This window comes from Desmonostoc muscorum LEGE 12446 (assembly GCF_015207005.2).
GTDB lineage: Bacteria > Cyanobacteriota > Cyanobacteriia > Cyanobacteriales > Nostocaceae > Nostoc > Nostoc muscorum.
In genome coordinates this window covers 5,645,176-5,661,595 of record NZ_JADEXS020000001.1, presented here as the reverse complement: position 1 = coordinate 5,661,595, position 16,420 = coordinate 5,645,176, and the positions used below count along the sequence as shown (strand labels likewise).

At 42.6% G+C, this 16,420-nt stretch carries 13 protein-coding genes; 6 read left to right on the top strand and 7 right to left on the bottom strand.

Annotated elements, in window-relative coordinates; translation table 11 throughout:
- Positions 1-101: 101 nt before the first annotated feature.
- Together IQ276_RS24070 and IQ276_RS24065 are read left to right on the top strand one after the other, a co-directional pair.
- A complete protein-coding gene (locus tag IQ276_RS24070) occupies positions 102-3,899 on the top strand; it encodes an FG-GAP-like repeat-containing protein (RefSeq protein WP_193917705.1) in 3,798 nt (1,265 codons plus the stop codon).
- Positions 3,900-4,163: 264 nt separating this feature from the next.
- Complete coding sequence (locus tag IQ276_RS24065) at positions 4,164-4,910, top strand: hypothetical protein (RefSeq protein WP_193917704.1); 747 nt, start codon at positions 4,164-4,166, stop codon at positions 4,908-4,910.
- A gap of 165 nt (positions 4,911-5,075) precedes the next feature.
- On the opposite strand, the gene IQ276_RS24060 is transcribed toward IQ276_RS24065, so the two are convergent.
- On the bottom strand, positions 5,076-6,473 hold the full coding sequence (locus IQ276_RS24060; protein ID WP_193917711.1) for an AAA-like domain-containing protein: 1,398 nt from the start codon (positions 6,471-6,473) through the stop codon (positions 5,076-5,078).
- A 233-nt stretch (positions 6,474-6,706) separates the two neighbouring features.
- On the opposite strand from IQ276_RS24060, the gene IQ276_RS24055 reads away from it, so the two are divergent.
- The 4 genes from IQ276_RS24055 to IQ276_RS24040 all read left to right on the top strand — a co-directional run bounded on the left by IQ276_RS24055 (position 6,707) and on the right by IQ276_RS24040 (position 10,363).
- Positions 6,707-8,251: a bifunctional aminoglycoside phosphotransferase/ATP-binding protein gene (locus tag IQ276_RS24055; RefSeq protein ID WP_193925464.1), complete on the top strand. Its 1,545-nt coding sequence runs from the start codon at positions 6,707-6,709 to the stop codon at positions 8,249-8,251.
- A gap of 183 nt (positions 8,252-8,434) precedes the next feature.
- Positions 8,435-8,938, top strand: a complete 504-nt coding sequence (locus IQ276_RS24050) for a hypothetical protein (RefSeq protein ID WP_235115922.1) — start codon at positions 8,435-8,437, stop codon at positions 8,936-8,938.
- Between the two features lie 257 nt (positions 8,939-9,195).
- Positions 9,196-9,987, top strand: a complete 792-nt coding sequence (locus IQ276_RS24045) for a YdcF family protein (protein ID WP_190878513.1) — start codon at positions 9,196-9,198, stop codon at positions 9,985-9,987.
- Positions 9,988-10,141: 154 nt separating this feature from the next.
- Positions 10,142-10,363, top strand: a complete 222-nt coding sequence (locus IQ276_RS24040; RefSeq protein ID WP_190878525.1) for a hypothetical protein — start codon at positions 10,142-10,144, stop codon at positions 10,361-10,363.
- 5 nt (positions 10,364-10,368) lie between these two features.
- Here IQ276_RS24040 and IQ276_RS24035 read toward each other — a convergent pair whose 3' ends face one another.
- From IQ276_RS24035 to IQ276_RS24010, 6 genes are all read right to left on the bottom strand, one after another.
- Positions 10,369-10,590: a ferredoxin-thioredoxin reductase variable chain gene (locus IQ276_RS24035; protein WP_190878527.1), complete on the bottom strand. Its 222-nt coding sequence runs from the start codon at positions 10,588-10,590 to the stop codon at positions 10,369-10,371.
- 1,035 nt (positions 10,591-11,625) lie between these two features.
- Entirely contained in the window at positions 11,626-12,648 is a 1,023-nt protein-coding gene (locus tag IQ276_RS24030) for a zinc-dependent alcohol dehydrogenase family protein (RefSeq protein WP_193920101.1), read from the bottom strand.
- An 89-nt stretch (positions 12,649-12,737) separates the two neighbouring features.
- Positions 12,738-13,583, bottom strand: coding sequence for an oxidoreductase (locus IQ276_RS24025; protein WP_193920099.1), 846 nt, complete (start codon positions 13,581-13,583; stop codon positions 12,738-12,740).
- Between the two features lie 177 nt (positions 13,584-13,760).
- On the bottom strand, positions 13,761-14,702 hold the full coding sequence (locus tag IQ276_RS24020) for a GNAT family N-acetyltransferase (protein WP_193920097.1): 942 nt from the start codon (positions 14,700-14,702) through the stop codon (positions 13,761-13,763).
- 132 nt (positions 14,703-14,834) lie between these two features.
- The gene (locus IQ276_RS24015; RefSeq protein ID WP_193920095.1) at positions 14,835-15,857 is read right to left on the bottom strand and encodes a tetratricopeptide repeat protein; all 1,023 of its coding nucleotides are present in this window, start codon (positions 15,855-15,857) and stop codon (positions 14,835-14,837) included.
- A 274-nt stretch (positions 15,858-16,131) separates the two neighbouring features.
- A complete protein-coding gene (locus IQ276_RS24010; RefSeq protein ID WP_312028103.1) occupies positions 16,132-16,290 on the bottom strand; it encodes a DUF4058 family protein in 159 nt (52 codons plus the stop codon).
- Positions 16,291-16,420: the final 130 nt, after the last annotated feature.

The following is a 16,420-nucleotide window of genomic DNA, read 5'->3' as shown; positions in this document are numbered from 1 at the left end:
AATTAATTCAACTTTCAAGAAACATCAACTAAAAAAGTTGCTATTTAATGACTTCGACCGCAAATTATTCACACAAATAATTACTTGTAAGGAGAAAAACAATGTCTTGGTGGAATCCATTTGATTGGGTAAGCTGGTTGGCTGACAAGGTTTCCTACGCCTTCGATAAACTGGGAGATGGTTTAGATTTTGCATTTCAGGAAGTCGGCTTAGATTTTGTCGGATCTGGTGCAAATTGGTTAAGCGATCGAGTAGGAGAAAAAATTAGCGGCACAATTGAGCGGGCTGTTAGCTATGTGAAGGCACTCCCTGCTAACACAGAGCGAGCTTTTAATGATCTCTTTAGTGAACAAATCTATACCGATTTCGGCAAATGGTTTGGAACCAACTTATTAAATGCTGCTGAACTAGCAGGAATTCCGGAGATTTTAGAAACAGCCGCCGATATAATTAAGTTTAATACTCGTGCCTTAACTGATAGAGAAAAAAACGTTGCCAGAAGCGTTTTCGGTGATTCCATTAACTTAGATTTAGTCCGGATTGATGAAGCTAGTTTCGTTGGACTTGTTAACGGCGATCGCGCTTACACAACTTTCCACACGATTAATACTTGGGGATCAATCAGTGATGATAAACTTATCCACGAATTGACCCATGTTTGGCAGTTTGAAAAGTATGGCGCTGACTATATACCAAAAGCTATTGATGCTCAAGGATCAGAAGCTGGGTATAACTATGGTGGTGTGAGTGAATTGCTCAACCGGATGTTGCAAGGCAAAGGACTCAGTAGCTTCAATTTTGAGCAACAAGGTCAAATTGTTCAAGATTATTACAGTCTCAGAGAATCTGGTAGAGCTAGTGGTAATTACTCTCAAGATTTGTCTGTCTATGCGTACTATGTACAAACAGTTTCTCAGTTATCTCAAGGTCAGCTAAATCCTGTCACACCTGGTGCAGGCAATGATTTAGTCGTCGGTAATCAGTTAGCAAATTATCTTTTTGGATATGCTGGTAACGACAGAATCTATGGAGGTAATGGCAATGATTATATGGATGGAGGAGACGGGAATGATAACCTCAATGGTGGTAATGGCGATGATGTTTTCTATGGAGGTAAAGGCAACGATTATCTAAGCAGTCGTGTGAGCGATGGAACATTCAATGAAATTATCGTTGCGATTAACGACTTCACCGTCGGAACTACTGGTTGGACTAGCTTCGATCGCTATCCCCGCCAAGTTGCCGATGTTAATGGTGATGGCCGGGCTGATATTGTTGGTTTTGGACATGATGCTGTTTATGTCTCCCTTGGTCAAGCTAATGGAACGTTTGGTACGGCGATCGCTGCGATTAACGACTTCACCGTCGGCAGTAATGGTTGGACTAACTTTAAGACTTATCCTCGCCAAGTTGCCGATGTCAATGGTGATGGCCGGGCTGATATCGTAGGTTTTGGCATTGATACTGTTTATGTCTCCCTTGGTCAAGCTAATGGAACTTTTGGTGGTTCCATCGCTGCGCTGATTGACTTCACCGTGATGAGTGGAGGCTGGAGTAACTTCGATCGCTATCCCCGCCAAGTTGCCGATGTCAATGGCGATGGCCGGGCTGATATCGTTGGTTTTGGACAGGATGGTGTTTATGTTGCCCTCGGTCAAGCTAATGGAACCTTTGGTGGAGTAAACTTTGTTCTAGGCGAATTCGGTGTTGACAATGGTGGTTGGACTAGCTTCGATCGCTATCCCCGTCAACTTGCTGATGTCAATGGTGATGGCCGGGCTGATATCGTAGGTTTTGCCCAAGATGGTGTTTATGTTGCCCTCGGTCAAGCTAATGGAACCTTTGGTGGAGTAAACTTGGCTCTGGGCGAATTCGGTGTTAACAATGGTGGTTGGACTAGCTTCGATCGCTATCCCCGTCAAGTTGCTGATGTCAATGGCGATCGCCGGGCTGATATCGTAGGTTTTGCCCAAGATGGTGTTTATGTTGCCTTCGGTCAAGCTAATGGAACCTTTAGCACAGCTATCTTTGCTCTTAACAACTTTGGTGTCTCCAGTGGTGGTTGGAGTAGCTTCGGTCTCTATCCCCGCCAAGTTGCCGATGTCAATGGCGATGGACAGGCTGATATCATCGGTTTTGGCTACGATGCTGTTTATGTCTCATTAAGTGGTGATGGCAATGACTACTTCGATGGCGGAGAAGGCAATGACACTATAGATGGGGGTAATGGTATCGATATCCTCTATGGTGGAACCGGGGATGACTATCTTGATGGTGGTGTTGGTGCAGACAAACTCTATGGTGGTAGCAGTAATGATACGTATATTGTTGATAATGTAGGTGATGTTGTTACTGAGTATGCTTCAGAAGGAATTGATACCGTAATCACTGCCAACAGCTATACTTTGGGAGCAAACCTGGAAAACCTGACCTTGGATGGTACTGCTGCTATTAGTGGTACAGGTAATGCTCTCAACAACGTGATCACAGGTAACGCTGCCAACAACTCCATTTTTGGTGGCAATGGCAACGATACCCTCATTGGCGGCGGTGGCTACGACGTTGCCATCTACAGCCAATACTATACCAACTATAATGTCTCCTTTACCAGTAATGGAGATATACAAGTTACTGGTAGCGAAGGTACTGACTTACTCAAGGGTATCGAGGAAATCGACTTCATTGGCGGCGGAGTCTATAAAATTTATACCGGAGATGGAGGTAATAATATCCTCACCACCGATCCTTACTACTGGTCTTTTGTTTATGGCGGTGACGGCAACGATTCTTTGACAAGTGGTTACGGCAACGATATTCTCCTTGGTGGAGCAGGAGACGACTACCTCAATGGTGGTTCTGGTGAAAACAAATTGTTTGGCGGTAGCGGTAACGACACCTATATTGTCCGTGCTGCTGACGTAATTACCGAGAATGCTTCCCAAGGAACTGATACTGTATACTCCACCAACAGCTATACCTTGAGAGCAAACCTAGAAAACTTGGTCTTAGATGGAACTGCTGCGATTAATGGTATAGGTAACACGCTCAACAACGTTATTACTGGTAATGCTGCCAATAACTCCATCGCTGGTGGTGATGGCAACGATACCCTCAATGGTGGGGGAGGGGACGACTACCTCAATGGTGGTTCTGGTGCTGACAAAATGTCTGGTGGTAATGGTAACGATAAGTATCTTGTCGATAATACTGCTGACGTAGTGATTGAGAATGCTGGCGAAGGAATTGATACCGTAATTACTGCCAAAACCTATACCTTGGGAGCAAATGTTGAAAACCTGACCTTGACTGATTCTGCTGTCATTAACGGTACGGGTAACGACTTAAACAATTATATCTTGGGTAATGCTGCTCGTAACATCATCAACGCTAACGGTGGAAACGATCAAGTTAATGGCAGGGGTGGCGATGATGTCATTAATGGTGGTGCTGGAAATGACACCCTTTTAGGTGACATCGGCAATGATAATCTAAACGGTTCAACAGGTAACGATGTCCTCTACGGGAATGATGGTAATGACAGTCTTTTAGGTGGCGATGGTAAGGACATATTAACTGGTGGTATTGGTAACGACATCTTAACTGGTGGTATTGGTAACGATACCCTCTTGGGTGGTGCAGGTGCGGATAGATTCAGATTCTCTTCTAAATCGGAAGGTATTGATATCATCAAAGACTTCCAGCGCGGTGAAGGCGACAAGATTGAAATTATCAAATCAAGTTTTGGTGCTACCTCCTTCAACCAATTCAGCTATAACAGCAATACTGGTGGTTTGTTCTTCGATGCTTCACGCACTGACAATATTGGCCCTGTTCAGTTGGCAACTATCGAGAATAAGCCGGCTGGGTTCTCAGTTCAACAAGATATTGTTTTGGTGTGAAGATGCATTGAGTTTGATCTGAGTTCATCAGGTGAATAGCGTTTAGACATGGTTGAATACTTGCAGAATCAGGCAGAAGAAAAAAACTTCTTTCTTCTGCCTTTTCTTGAGAAAGCTGATACATTCGCACTATGAATTTTGATTACCCCATAGCTGCATAAACGCAAAAACCCAACGTTTAAGTGTAATAGCAACTTTATTTACCGATTTTGAGATTAGCGGTTCACAAACAATCAATTTGAAGCTTCTTTTAGGAGACAAAACATGAAAGCTACGTTACATCACATTTTAAAGCTCAAGAAAGAGTACAGCCAACTGCCATTTTTTGATTTTTTACGGGATGAGACTTTATCACCTCGTCAGCGCCTAGAATTTTACCCTTGTATGGCTCCTTTTATCATGAGCTTTGGCGATCTAAATCGCTACGTTATGCGCCAAGAACCAACCTTAGATCCGTGTCAGGCTATGGTGAATGAACACTCCTATGAGGACGATCGCCATTGGCCATGGTATTTGGAAGATTTTAGCAAATTGGGCTTCGATCGCCAAACAATCTCGCCGACTGAGTATTTACAATTTTTGTATAGCGATCGCACCGCAGTCAATCGCCTGTTGTCACACAAGCTGGCTCATTTGATTTATAGTTCATCTAGTGTCGTGCGTCTTGCCATTATCGAAGCCATTGAAGAAACCGGCAACGTATTGTTTGAACTAATTGGAAAATTGGCACAACAAATTGAAGAAGAAACGGGTATCGAATTGCGCTACTGTGGGGAATTCCATTTTAGTAAAGAATCTGGTCATGCTATGACAAGCGACCATGCCATAATGACAAAGATAGAAATGGATGACCAAACACGCGCTGAGGCGATTGAAAAAGTCAATTTGGTGTTTGTTTGGTTTACAGAATGGACAGAAGAATTACTAGCCTATGCTGTTAGGGACTTCCAGTTAAAACAACATCCCGTCGTAGGGGCGCATAGCTATGCGCCCCTACAAATGTACAAATAATTTGGGATAATTTATTTTTTGAAAGTCCCTTAATGCTATTTCACCATCATTGCAAAGTACAGCAGATTTCAAGTTAGTGAGGTACAGAAAGATTCGTCTGTCACCCAGGTGTAAAGCTTATTTTACTCCTAAATTCAGAATTCAGAATTCTGAATTCTGCTGTAATTAATCCAGCAAACGTATCCGAAAATATTGACGATATAAATGGCAGCGAATCTCTACCAAATTACCAGAAAGCTTCACCAAACCCATACTTTGTAACTGATAAGCTGAAATTGGCTCTAACAGTACAGGAATTGTAGAATTAACAACTTTTTTGAAAGCAATTGCTAATTCGAGATGCTGTTGTAAATTCAACCAATGTTCCCGCAAATGATGTGCATAAATACCAGTTTCTGTAGTTCCTTCTGTTAATATCTGCTCAAGGGTAATATCTGGATGAGTTTTGAGGTGTGAGAAAGCCATCTCTAATAAATAAGGATGTCCTCCTACTAATTTTATGAGAGAGTCTATCACAGTCCTGTCTAGATTCAGTTGATGTTGTTGGGCAAAATCTTGTACTTGTTCGCGGGTAAATTCGGATAGTTCTAGAGGTAATCCCACATTAAATGGAGACTGATTAATATTTAATCGAATATAAACATCAGTAGAATGTATTAGTACCAATCGTAATTTCTTCCAAATTTGCCTGCTTCTGGCTTTTTCATACCAAGAACGCAACAAACCAAAAAAATCTTCGTAAATTTCTGGATATGGAAAGAGTAAATCAACATTATCTAAGCATAAAACGAGAGGGCGATCGCTAGCAACTAATAGATATTCTTCAAAGTAAGTAGTGCAACTTACTTTTGCTCCCATACCCTCTTCATCCCAATATTCATCTAGCTGACTCGGCAATCCCAGTTCTCGGCTAATATTACTACAAAACCAGCGGAGGAATTTATTAAGTTGAGTAAAATGGGTATTTCTGTCTGCTAGTTCAAAACTTAAAATTACGCTGCGATAATCTTTTTGGATGAAGCGATTGACAACCTGAACTATAAATGACGTTTTACCCATGAGACTAGGAGCTTTAATTCTAATTAGAGAACCTGGTTGCAAAAGGCTTTCATAACAGATGTTTTCTATCTCAGGTCGTCTCACATAAATATCAGGATTTAATTTTTCGGAAGATCCTTTTTCATTTGCTAAATCTATTTTAATTTGATGATCTAGATTTGTGGAGACTGTGAGATTTTGAATTGATTCATGCTGAGTTTTGACCCAACAGGTATTTACATTAGCAGATATTGATTTTTCCCATTTGCGTTTGAGTGCTTCTTTGAAATTACTTTTTTTTACTTTTTCCCCTAAAGAATCAGAGAGTAATTTCCAGAGCTTTGGTGCCACATCCTGGCTGATGTAAGTAGTTGCATACTGATGTTTAGCAGCTATTTCATCATATTCTTGTCGCTGCCATGCTCCTTTAAGAATAATTATTTCAATATCTGTCAAGTTTCTATTGAATCTGGAAAAAACTGCTTGATTGGCGATTTCTATCGCTTCATCTAAGTTGAAATTTATCATAATAATCTTGATTTGAAATATTTTAGATAAATTATATATACCATTTCTCACTTTTGTGAGGTGCGAGGTGGGCTAGCACAGGTATACGCCTCTACAAATTTTTGTACCTTATGTAATTGGGAACCGCTAGATTTTCTAAGCTAGGTAAACTATGTAATAATTTTTGATGTTACCAGGGGTAAACTTCTGGTTTTTTTATATTTCAACCGCACAGATGCAGAGGCTAAGAAATGACAGAAGCAACTCTTCCAGCTTTAATTGAGCAAATGTTGCAGCCTGGATTTTATCCCCATGAGGTAACAGAATCTATTAAACTTATTCAAACCCACGCTTCTTATGTGCTACTAACTGGAAATTACGCTTATAAGCTAAAAAAACCAGTTAATTTCGGGTTTTTGGATTTTTCGACTTTAGAGAAGCGGCGGCATTTTTGTCAGGAAGAGTTGCGGTTAAATCAACGAGGAGCCGCTGAACTATATTTAGAAGTTTTGCCGATCGCTCTCGTAGGAGAGCAATACCAGCTAGGGGGAACAGGAGAAGCAGCAGAATATGTGCTGAAAATGCGTCAGTTTCCCCAAGAGTCGCTATTAAGCGCACTTTTTGAAGCAGGTAAGTTAAATGAGACAAACTTAGATAATTTGGGAAGAGTGGTGGCTCAATACCATTCTCAAGCTCAGACGAATGATTATATTCGCAGCTTTGGTGAGGTGCCAAATCTCCGGGCTGCGTTTGATGAGAATTATGAGCAAACTGAAAAATATATCGGTGGCCCCCAGACTCAGGCGCAGTTTACAGAAACCAAGGAATATACAGATAAGTTTTTTACTGAACGTTCAGAATTATTGGCTAGCAGAATTCACAACAACTATATTCGTGAATGTCACGGAGATTTACACCTGAGAAATATTGCTTTGTGGCACGATAAAATTTTGCTGTTTGATTGCATTGAGTTTAATGAGCAGTTTCGCTTTGTGGATGTAATGTATGATGTGGCATTCACGGTGATGGATTTGGAAGCGCGAGGGCGCAAAAACTTGGGTAATGCGTTTTTGAATGCTTACACTGAGCAAACTGGAGACTGGGAAGGTTTACAAGTGCTACCTTTGTATTTGAGCCGTCAAGCTTATGTCCGAGCCAAGGTAACTTCATTTTTGCTAGACGATCCGAGTGTACCTGTCACAGCGAAGGAAGAAGCGACAAAAACCGCCGCTGACTATTACAAACAAGCTTGGGAGTATACTAAACCAAAACAGGGACAACTACTTTTGATGTCAGGGTTGTCTGGTTCTGGTAAAAGTACAACAGCGAGACTTTTAGCCCGTCATTTAGGAGCAATTCAGCTGCGTTCCGATGCAGTGCGGAAGCATTTAGGCGGAATTCCTCTGTCGGAGAAAGGCTCAGATGACTTGTATACACCTGAAATGACCAAGAAAACTTACACACGGTTATTGTCACTGGGTATTATACTGGCTAATCAAGGTTTTCCTGTAATTTTAGATGCCAAGTATGATAAACAACTGTTACGGCAAGAAGCGATCGCCCAAGCTACAAAACACCAACTTCCACTCCAGATTATCCAATGCACAGCACCGCTAGAAGTGTTACAAGAGCGCCTGAATAAACGCACTGGTGATATCGCTGATGCTACTGCCGATTTATTAGACTCACAACTCAAACAAGCTGAACCTTTCACTGAAGAAGAAAAAACATACGTAAAGATTTTAGATACAACTCAACCAAAAGAAGCACAATTAAAAGCAGTAATTCCGCAATAGCTTTTTTGAGCGTGCCAATTTTAGATTTTAGATAAAAAATTACTTCGCTACTCTTTTGACACTCCCACGCCGTTGAACGGCGGAGATTCTTCTTTCAGTGAGCTAACTTAATCTATCCTGTCCATTACTGGCAATACTTAAACCGTAATCCAAAATCCAAAATCCAAAATCCAAAATTGATTTATGGCAGACAAAAAGAACGATTTTTTCACTATTTCTCCCAGCTTCTTTTCTCAACTATTATTTGGGGCATTTTTAGCATTTATATTAATCATGACCAACTCGCCAGTACCCCTGAGCATCTTCTTAGGGATTTTGGGGGGTTTCATCTTAAGCTGGATTACAAATGCAACTACTAATAGTGCCCAGCCCCCAACTGTAGCCTCCTCTGATGGTGTTGATACAGGACTGAAATACTGGTTATTTTTCATGCTGGGCTTTGTATTTTTGGGGTATCCTGCACCTATGAGTATCTTCCTGGGTGGAATAGCTGCTTTAGGTGGAGGTTGGATTACTGCTTGGTGGGGAAGTAAGGAAGAAGCTAAAACTCAACTGCAAGTTGAAGAATCACAAGAAGGCGAAACTGAACAATCCACTGACAGGATAAACAAACGCCAAAGAAGAAGACCCACCCGCCGTTCTCGTCGTAATACTGGAAGTGTTAATTTCAAGTTTTGGGAAAGGTAGGGGATGGGGACTGGGGATTAGGGACTGGGGACTGGGGACTAGGGCGTGTTTTCAAAGTCTTAGATCCCCCCAACCCCCCTTTTTAAGAGGGATTTAGGGGGATCTAAAAAGTTAGGAGGCTAAACAAGTAGTTTGAAAACACGCCCTAGTGACTGGGGATCAGGGAAGACTTTTCCCAGTCCCCAATACCCGGTATCCAGTCCCCAATACCCAGTACCCAGTCCCCAGTCCCCAGTCCCCATTCCCCATTTCCCAATATGTTTTTATATCTCTCGAAATTACTACCACTATTTTTTTATCCACTAGGACTGGCTTGTGTCAGCTTAGTAGTAGCATTAGTCACATTGTGGAAACGACCGCGCATTGCGGCGATCGCCATTACTCTAGCATTAACTTTACTCGTGTTTTGCAGCAATGCTTGGATTGCGACATCGCTAGTGCGATCGCTAGAATGGCAAAATCTCCCAGCCGCCCAAATACCCAATGCAGAAGCGATTGTGGTTTTGGGTGGTGCTACCAAATCAGCTTTTCCTCCAAGACCTACTGTTGATTTGAGTGAATCAGGCGATCGCGTCATTTACGCCGCCCAACTTTATCGCCAAAAAAAAGCGCCTATAATCATCCTCAGTGGCGGGCGGATTGATTGGCGTGGTAGCGGTTCAGCAGAATCGGCAGATATGGCCACAATCCTCACATCTATTGGTATTCCATCCCAGGCAATTGTCGAGGAACCTGAGTCTTTAAATACTTATGAAAATGCCGTCAATGTCCGCAAAATTCTGGAAGCGCGTGGCATTAAACAAGTATTATTGGTAACTTCGGCAATGCATATGCCGCGATCGCTGAAGATTTTTCAACGTCAAGGAATCAACGTTATTCCTGCACCGACTGATTTTCTCGTCAGTCAGGGTGAACTGCAAGAACTCGGCAGCACTCCCAAAGCCGCTATACTGAATTTATTCCCGGATACTGACAACCTGCACCAATTTACCACCGCTTTAAAAGAGTACATTGGTTCTTTTGTCTATTACTTACGCGGTTGGCTTTAATTAATACTAAGTTGCAAGTGAGTAGGGAGTAGGGGGGTAAGAATATTCTGTTTAAATGCAACATAGTCTAACTTAGAAATTACGAGTCAAAAGCCAAGAGCTAGGAATTTCATCTCCCTCATCTTCCCCCACTCCCCACTCCCCACTCTTAATGATGTCTAAAAACTTACCTTATATTATTCCATCGCCTCAACCCCAAGTTGAAGAAGGCTTTGCCGCTTACCAAACAACCCATCAGTTTTATCATGAAGTTCAGACGCGGGAAGAGTTTCGGCGTCATTGTGAATGGTATTACACGACAGCAGAACGCAACCGCCAAGACTTACAAAAAATGCGCGGCGAACTGAATATTTTCCAGTGGTTTCGCCGCCGATGAATGAATTAAATGATTTCTAACTCGTTTTCACGTAAATGAGCTTTAAATTTTTTAGTAAACTGGACTAAAATCGGCAGATTAGCGCTTACAGGTCTATTTTGCCATTGAGTGACAATACCTATGACATCGCCTTCTGTGCCTTTGAGGTCAAAAGCTTGATTTCGATGTTCAGGATGATGATAGATTACCACCGAATCTTTAACGCGCACGCGATCGCCAACTTTCATAACAACATTTACACCTAGCATTTGCTTTTCCACAAGTATCTGCTACAAAATATATGATTAAACCACCTAAAATTTGATTTAATCAACTATTTCTTGACGCTTCATAGGGGTGCGACGGCGCATTGAACCCTCCGCGTCCAGGCACGTTTTAGCCATCCGTGCATACTTTTCTCAGTTTTTTGCCGCGTTAATATTTATCGCCCTCACCCTCCGCTTTGATCCTAAAACCAGGGAAACGAAAGAAAATCAAGCGATATCAGATGTCTTTACTACTTTGGCAACAGATCCAACCTTTTTATCTTCAGGGTAACTGAAACTCCAAGTCAAGAAATTTTAGACAATTCAGCAAACAGCAAGTTTACCTCCGCGATATGGCGGTTCCCATTCAGATGCGGTACAACATGATATTGCGAGGTGTAATACAATTTCACTAAAACCCTGATACATATAGATTTGGCGTAGGGGCACGGCATTGCCCATAGGTGTCAACTTAACGGGAAACCCTCGTCAAGACGTGATATTGAGTTCACTCACTGATCATCACTCAACGCGTTACCCCACCCTAACCCTCCCCTTGTAAAGGGGAGGGAACTAGATTCTTTTTTCCCCCCAATCCATCGGGGGGATTAAGGGGGGTAAAACGCCTGTGGGATAAGCATTTGAGCTTAAGTTGACACCAATGGGCATTGCCGTGCCCCTACCAACGTATTTGTATCATAATTAAAGTGAAACGGTATAAGGGCACTGCCGTGCCCATTGCTGTCAACTTAAGCCTTGGCGAATAGAATTCGCACGCCACTTGCTTCAAGTCTCTTAACCCGCCCAACCCAGTGGCTTGGCTACACAGGCGAAGTCCCCTGGTGCGGACTAATGGAAAATTAAGGATTTGAAACCTAGATCGGTGGGTAAAGCCTCGTGTAGCCGCGGTTTCTAACCGCCCATTTCGCGTTAAGTTGACACCACTGGGCAGTGCTGTGCCCCTAGAGGTATACCTCAGGCAAATGCTGACTGTGAATTGGTTTTGCAGATTCAGAATCAAGGTAGCGATCGCACGTTAATAACAACTTTGCCGAAGTGAGCGGCACTTTTGAGATAATGATATGCTTCTCGTGCTTCAGTAAATGGGAAAACTCGATCGATAATCGGTTTGATTTGATGCTGTTCTATTGTCTGATTCATTGCCTCAAACATTTCCCGGCTGCCAACATAAATCCCTTGAACCGTTAAACTTTTAAAAAGTATTGGCATGGGGTCAATTTCATTTCCTCTGCCTGACAAGACACCAATCAAGCTAACACGTCCACCAATGCGGACTGCTTGTAGTGATTTTGGTAGAGTTCCTGCACCGCCTACCTCAACTACATGATCTACACCTGTGCGATTAGTTAATTGGTAAACTTGCTTTTCCCAATCTGGTGTTGTTTTGTAGTTGATTGTTTCGTCAGCACCAAGCTGTTTGATTCGTGCCAACTTTTCATCACTGCTGGAAGTAGCGATCGCTCTAGCACCGTGTATCTTGGCAAACTGGAGAGCAAAAATTGAAACTCCCCCAGTACCGAGTAATAAAACACTATCACCTGCGCCAATATTGCCCTGTGTTACCAATCCATGCCAAGCCGTGACTGCTGCACAGGGCAAGGTCGCACCTTCAGCGTAGGAAAGATGATCTGGTAAAATCACTAAACCATCTTGGTGTAATACCACATACTCAGCCAACATGCCATCGATACCGCCACCGAGATCCGATTTCATTTTTTCTCTGGTTAGAGAGCCATAAATCCAGTCTTGGAAGAAAGTAGCAGCAACGCGATCGCCTACTTTCACCCGTGTCACACCTTCTCCCACCGCCACAACTTCCCCCGCACCGTCGGACATGGGAATTAGGGGATATTTCTGTCCAGCACCGTAGGCTCCTTCAATTACAAGCAAATCACGGTAATTTAGAGATGTTGCTTTGACCTGAATCAGAACTTCACCAGCTGCGGGTTTTGGTTCAGGGCGATCGACTAATGCGAGAGCATCAATTCCGGCATTGCTTTGAATTTCGTAAGCTTTCATTAGTAATAGGGAATAGGGAATGGGGAGTAAAGAGTGGGGAAAGATTAATTGGCTGTTGCCTATTGCCCCTTACCTCTTGCCTTAAAACTCTAACTTTCAAAATCGGTATTTGCTGCCACTGCTTCCCATGCATCTAATTCAGCAGTCAATGAGGCAATTTTGTTGCGGAACTTGCTGTAAGCATATTTACCCAGCACCAAACGCAATGGTGGATTTTCTGATTCCACAACTTTAATTAATGCCTCAGCTGCTTTTTCTGGATCGCCTGGTTGAGTGCCTTCAATTTTTTCTAGGAACTCTAAGAATTTCCCTACAGTTGGTTTGTAGGCGTCCATACTATTAGTAGCGCGGTCAAGCGATCGCCCAATAAAATCAGTACGGAAGGGTCCTGGTTCGACAATTGTCACTTTTATACCCAGAGGTGCAACTTCGCCATGTACGGCTTCCGATACCCCCTCTAAGGCAAATTTAGCACCACCATAGATGGAAAAACCGAGTTCATTGGTGAATCCAGCGATCGCAGACATATTGATGATATGCCCACTTTTTTGCTGTCTCATAATTGGCAACACTGCCCGGATAGTGTTAATTGCACCGAATAAATTAGTATCAAAATTACGCCGAATTTGCTCATCACTGACCTCTTCCAGCGCCCCAATTAAACCATATCCAGCATTGTTAACCAGTACATCAATTTGTCCAAATTCCTTAACTGCTTCATCTACTGCCGCTTTTACTTGGATGGGATTAGTAACATCTAGAGAAACTGCCTTGGCTGTATCTGGGTATTCATTAACCAAATCTTGAAGTTGCTCAGGCTTACGGGCAGTAGCAATTAAGCGATCGCCTTTTCTCAGTACCGCTTGAGCTAAATTACGCCCGAAGCCGCTAGAACTACCAGTAATCAACCAAACCTTGGTATTGTTATTAGACACGATAGATTCCGCTGGATTTTCGATCAGTATTTTAGCTATTAACTAGACATACTGGGCATTGGGCATTGAAAGTGCTGTTAGCGGTAACGGTGCGATGAGCCCCGTGAGGAGTTAAGAGTTATTCTCCCTCATCTCCCTCATCTCCCTCATCTCCCTCATCCCCCTCATCTCCCCATGCTATCGCCAATCATCCAGTGCAAAAACATCTGGGCGATTGAATCCTGGTTCATTAGGTCTATGCATTGCAACTCCGATGATTTCACTGCGAAAACCACGAGTCAGCATCCGACGATAAGCTTCGTCTCGACTGGTATTAACGCCAGCAACCAAACGTGACATCCCTTGAGCCACAGTCAATGCTTCGCACAAATCCAATAACTGCTCGAAACGTTGCCCTGCATCGTTCCCAGAATGTACTGCACCAAATCTGACATAGCAAGTATTACTACCTGCCTCAGTACCTGCCCCATAGTGACAAACTGCAAATCCTGCCAAGCCTGCATCATCCCATAACAAGACTGTATCACCCAGTCCCTGAGCTTGAACTGTCTGAATTTCTCGTGATAAATCTAGTCCTTCATAAATAGAATTAGTGAGTTGATAAATTGCTTTGAGATTTTCAGCGCGTTCATTCTCACTCATCTGTGAATATCTAGTTTCTTGCGGTATTGGCTGTAATTGTTGTACTTGTTTTGCCAAAATTGCAGTCAGAAAACGCAGACGAAAGCCAAATTTTTGATATAATATGTGATGCTTAGGACTTTGAGCAAAAGTAAACAGTCCGATCATCGAAGTATTACGTTGAGTAAAGTAGGCGATCGCAGCTTCAACGAGATGTTGACCTACTCCTTGGTTCCAAAAGTCAGGATGAACGCTTAACGGTCCAAAATAGCCAAAGCTTCCCCAATTTACTGCTAGGTTAGACCCGATTAACTTTCCATCAATTTCAGCAGCAAACGCCGCACTCGGATCGGTTTTCCAGCGATGGTGTATGTAAGCAGCATCTCCATAAAACTCGGTTGGTTCAGGTAGTCCGATAAAAGTACCAAATGCCAACCGAAAAATGTGGTCAGCAGCAGCTAATTCACTCTCTTGGAGTAACCTAATAGAAACACTCATCTGCTCAATAATTGCCTACATTACAGCAATTTTCACGAGATTAAACTTACAGAATAGGGTAGCACAGCCGTGCTACCCTAAATCGTCAGGTTTTGTTTGTGTAATTGCGGTTTTTAATCCAAATTTCTCAGGCTATAGAGAATCGATGAACTGCTCTACCTTTTCCAAGAGTGGCTGATGTTCAATTTTCTCAGCTAATTCTTGAGCATTTGCATAGCACAATCGCGCCATTTTTTTGCGTTTGGTTGTGGCGTAAAGGCTTCCCATATTCAGCAAAGTCGAAACTTCTCCAAGAGAATCGCCCAGTTGTTGATAAATGGCAATGGCTTGTTTATAGAACTTCATGGCTTGGCGATGCTGAGCGAGGATACTGTGGGTAAAACCAATGTTGTGCAGGGTTGTTGCAACGCCTGCTTTGTCGCCAATGGCTCGACGTGTCAAAAGAACTTGATAATAAAGCAACAGCGCTTGTTTCGGTTCTCCTAAATCACTATAAACTGAAGCAATATTATTCAACGTGGTCGCTTCACCAACTAAATTCTTCATAGCACGCTGAATCGGCAGTGCTGCTTGAAAAAATTCTAGAGCTTGATGGAACTTGCCTAAAACACTGTAGGCAAACCCAATGCCATTTAGAGTTGTTGCTTCACCGGAAAAGTCACCTAGCGATCGACGCATTGTCAAAATTTGATTTTGTAGCAACAGTGCGCGTTTCGGTTCTCCTAATCGGGTATAAATTAGGGCTACATCATTGAGAGTAGAAACTTCTCCTTGAATATCTTGTAATTCCCTGAAGATGGGCAGTGCTTTGTTCAAATACTCCAACGCTTGGGAAAACCGTCCAAGACGGCTGTAGGTAGAACCCAGATTGCTCAGTGCAGTTGCTTGTGCGGGGGCGTTACCGATTTCAACAGCAACACAAAGTGCTTGTTGAAACCGCTCTAATGCCCTTTGAGGTTGCCAGCAACCCAGATAAGCTAAACCAAGGTCGTTTAATGTATAACCTTCCCTAGCTCGATCTGGAATTGCTCTTGCTAGCTGTAAATTCTTAGTCACAAGATCGAGATACTCTTGAAATTTTCCTCGCTGGTAATAGCCGTTTGCTTCATCGCGGCGTTGTTCCCACTCTTTGACTGGATTTAAAGATTGCGTCATCTGACCTCAGTTGCACTCTGCGATAAGTAGGCAAGATATTTCTTGGGATGAACTCCTCTTAGGTTTCCCAAATTTGAGTTAACCTTTATCTTCTACCTTTAGATATAAGACGTAAAGGGAGAAGTGTGGTAGTATTTCATACTTAAAAGCATACTCATGAAGCGATTAATACAAACAACCTAGTGAGTATTGAGCCGAAATACGTGTAATATCAAGCTTGATACGTAGCGGGCTTGATATAATTTTCGCCAAAATGCTCTGTAAACCCTATTTATTAGCCTAGAAAAGATTTAGCCAAGCGTTTGTACATCCACTCAATATCTGTATCGCTCAATGCTGGTGGTGGGGAAATTTGGGTGTAATCTATGGATAAATCGTACCCCGCTTCGTCATAGATAGCATTCAGGGCAGTTTGCAATTGCGTGGAGTGCACACAATTCGTAGGGGCGCACAGCTGTGCTAACCTACCATGTATCTCATTCAAATGAAAATCGCTATAATCTAGGCGATCGCCAACAGATAACTTAATATTGTGTATTGTTTGGCTACCCGATAAAACTGAG

Coding starts and splice junctions, on each gene's coding strand:
- IQ276_RS24070 (WP_193917705.1), top strand. CDS start 102: ATGTCTTGGTGGAATCCATTTGATTGGGTAAGCTGGTTGGCTGACAAG.
- IQ276_RS24015 (WP_193920095.1), bottom strand. CDS start 15,857: ATGACGCAATCTTTAAATCCAGTCAAAGAGTGGGAACAACGCCGCGAT.
- IQ276_RS24020 (WP_193920097.1), bottom strand. CDS start 14,702: ATGAGTGTTTCTATTAGGTTACTCCAAGAGAGTGAATTAGCTGCTGCT.
- IQ276_RS24050 (WP_235115922.1), top strand. CDS start 8,435: ATGGCAGACAAAAAGAACGATTTTTTCACTATTTCTCCCAGCTTCTTT.
- IQ276_RS24035 (WP_190878527.1), bottom strand. CDS start 10,590: ATGAAAGTTGGCGATCGCGTGCGCGTTAAAGATTCGGTGGTAATCTAT.
- IQ276_RS24065 (WP_193917704.1), top strand. CDS start 4,164: ATGAAAGCTACGTTACATCACATTTTAAAGCTCAAGAAAGAGTACAGC.
- IQ276_RS24045 (WP_190878513.1), top strand. CDS start 9,196: ATGTTTTTATATCTCTCGAAATTACTACCACTATTTTTTTATCCACTA.
- IQ276_RS24055 (WP_193925464.1), top strand. CDS start 6,707: ATGACAGAAGCAACTCTTCCAGCTTTAATTGAGCAAATGTTGCAGCCT.
- IQ276_RS24040 (WP_190878525.1), top strand. CDS start 10,142: ATGTCTAAAAACTTACCTTATATTATTCCATCGCCTCAACCCCAAGTT.
- IQ276_RS24030 (WP_193920101.1), bottom strand. CDS start 12,648: ATGAAAGCTTACGAAATTCAAAGCAATGCCGGAATTGATGCTCTCGCA.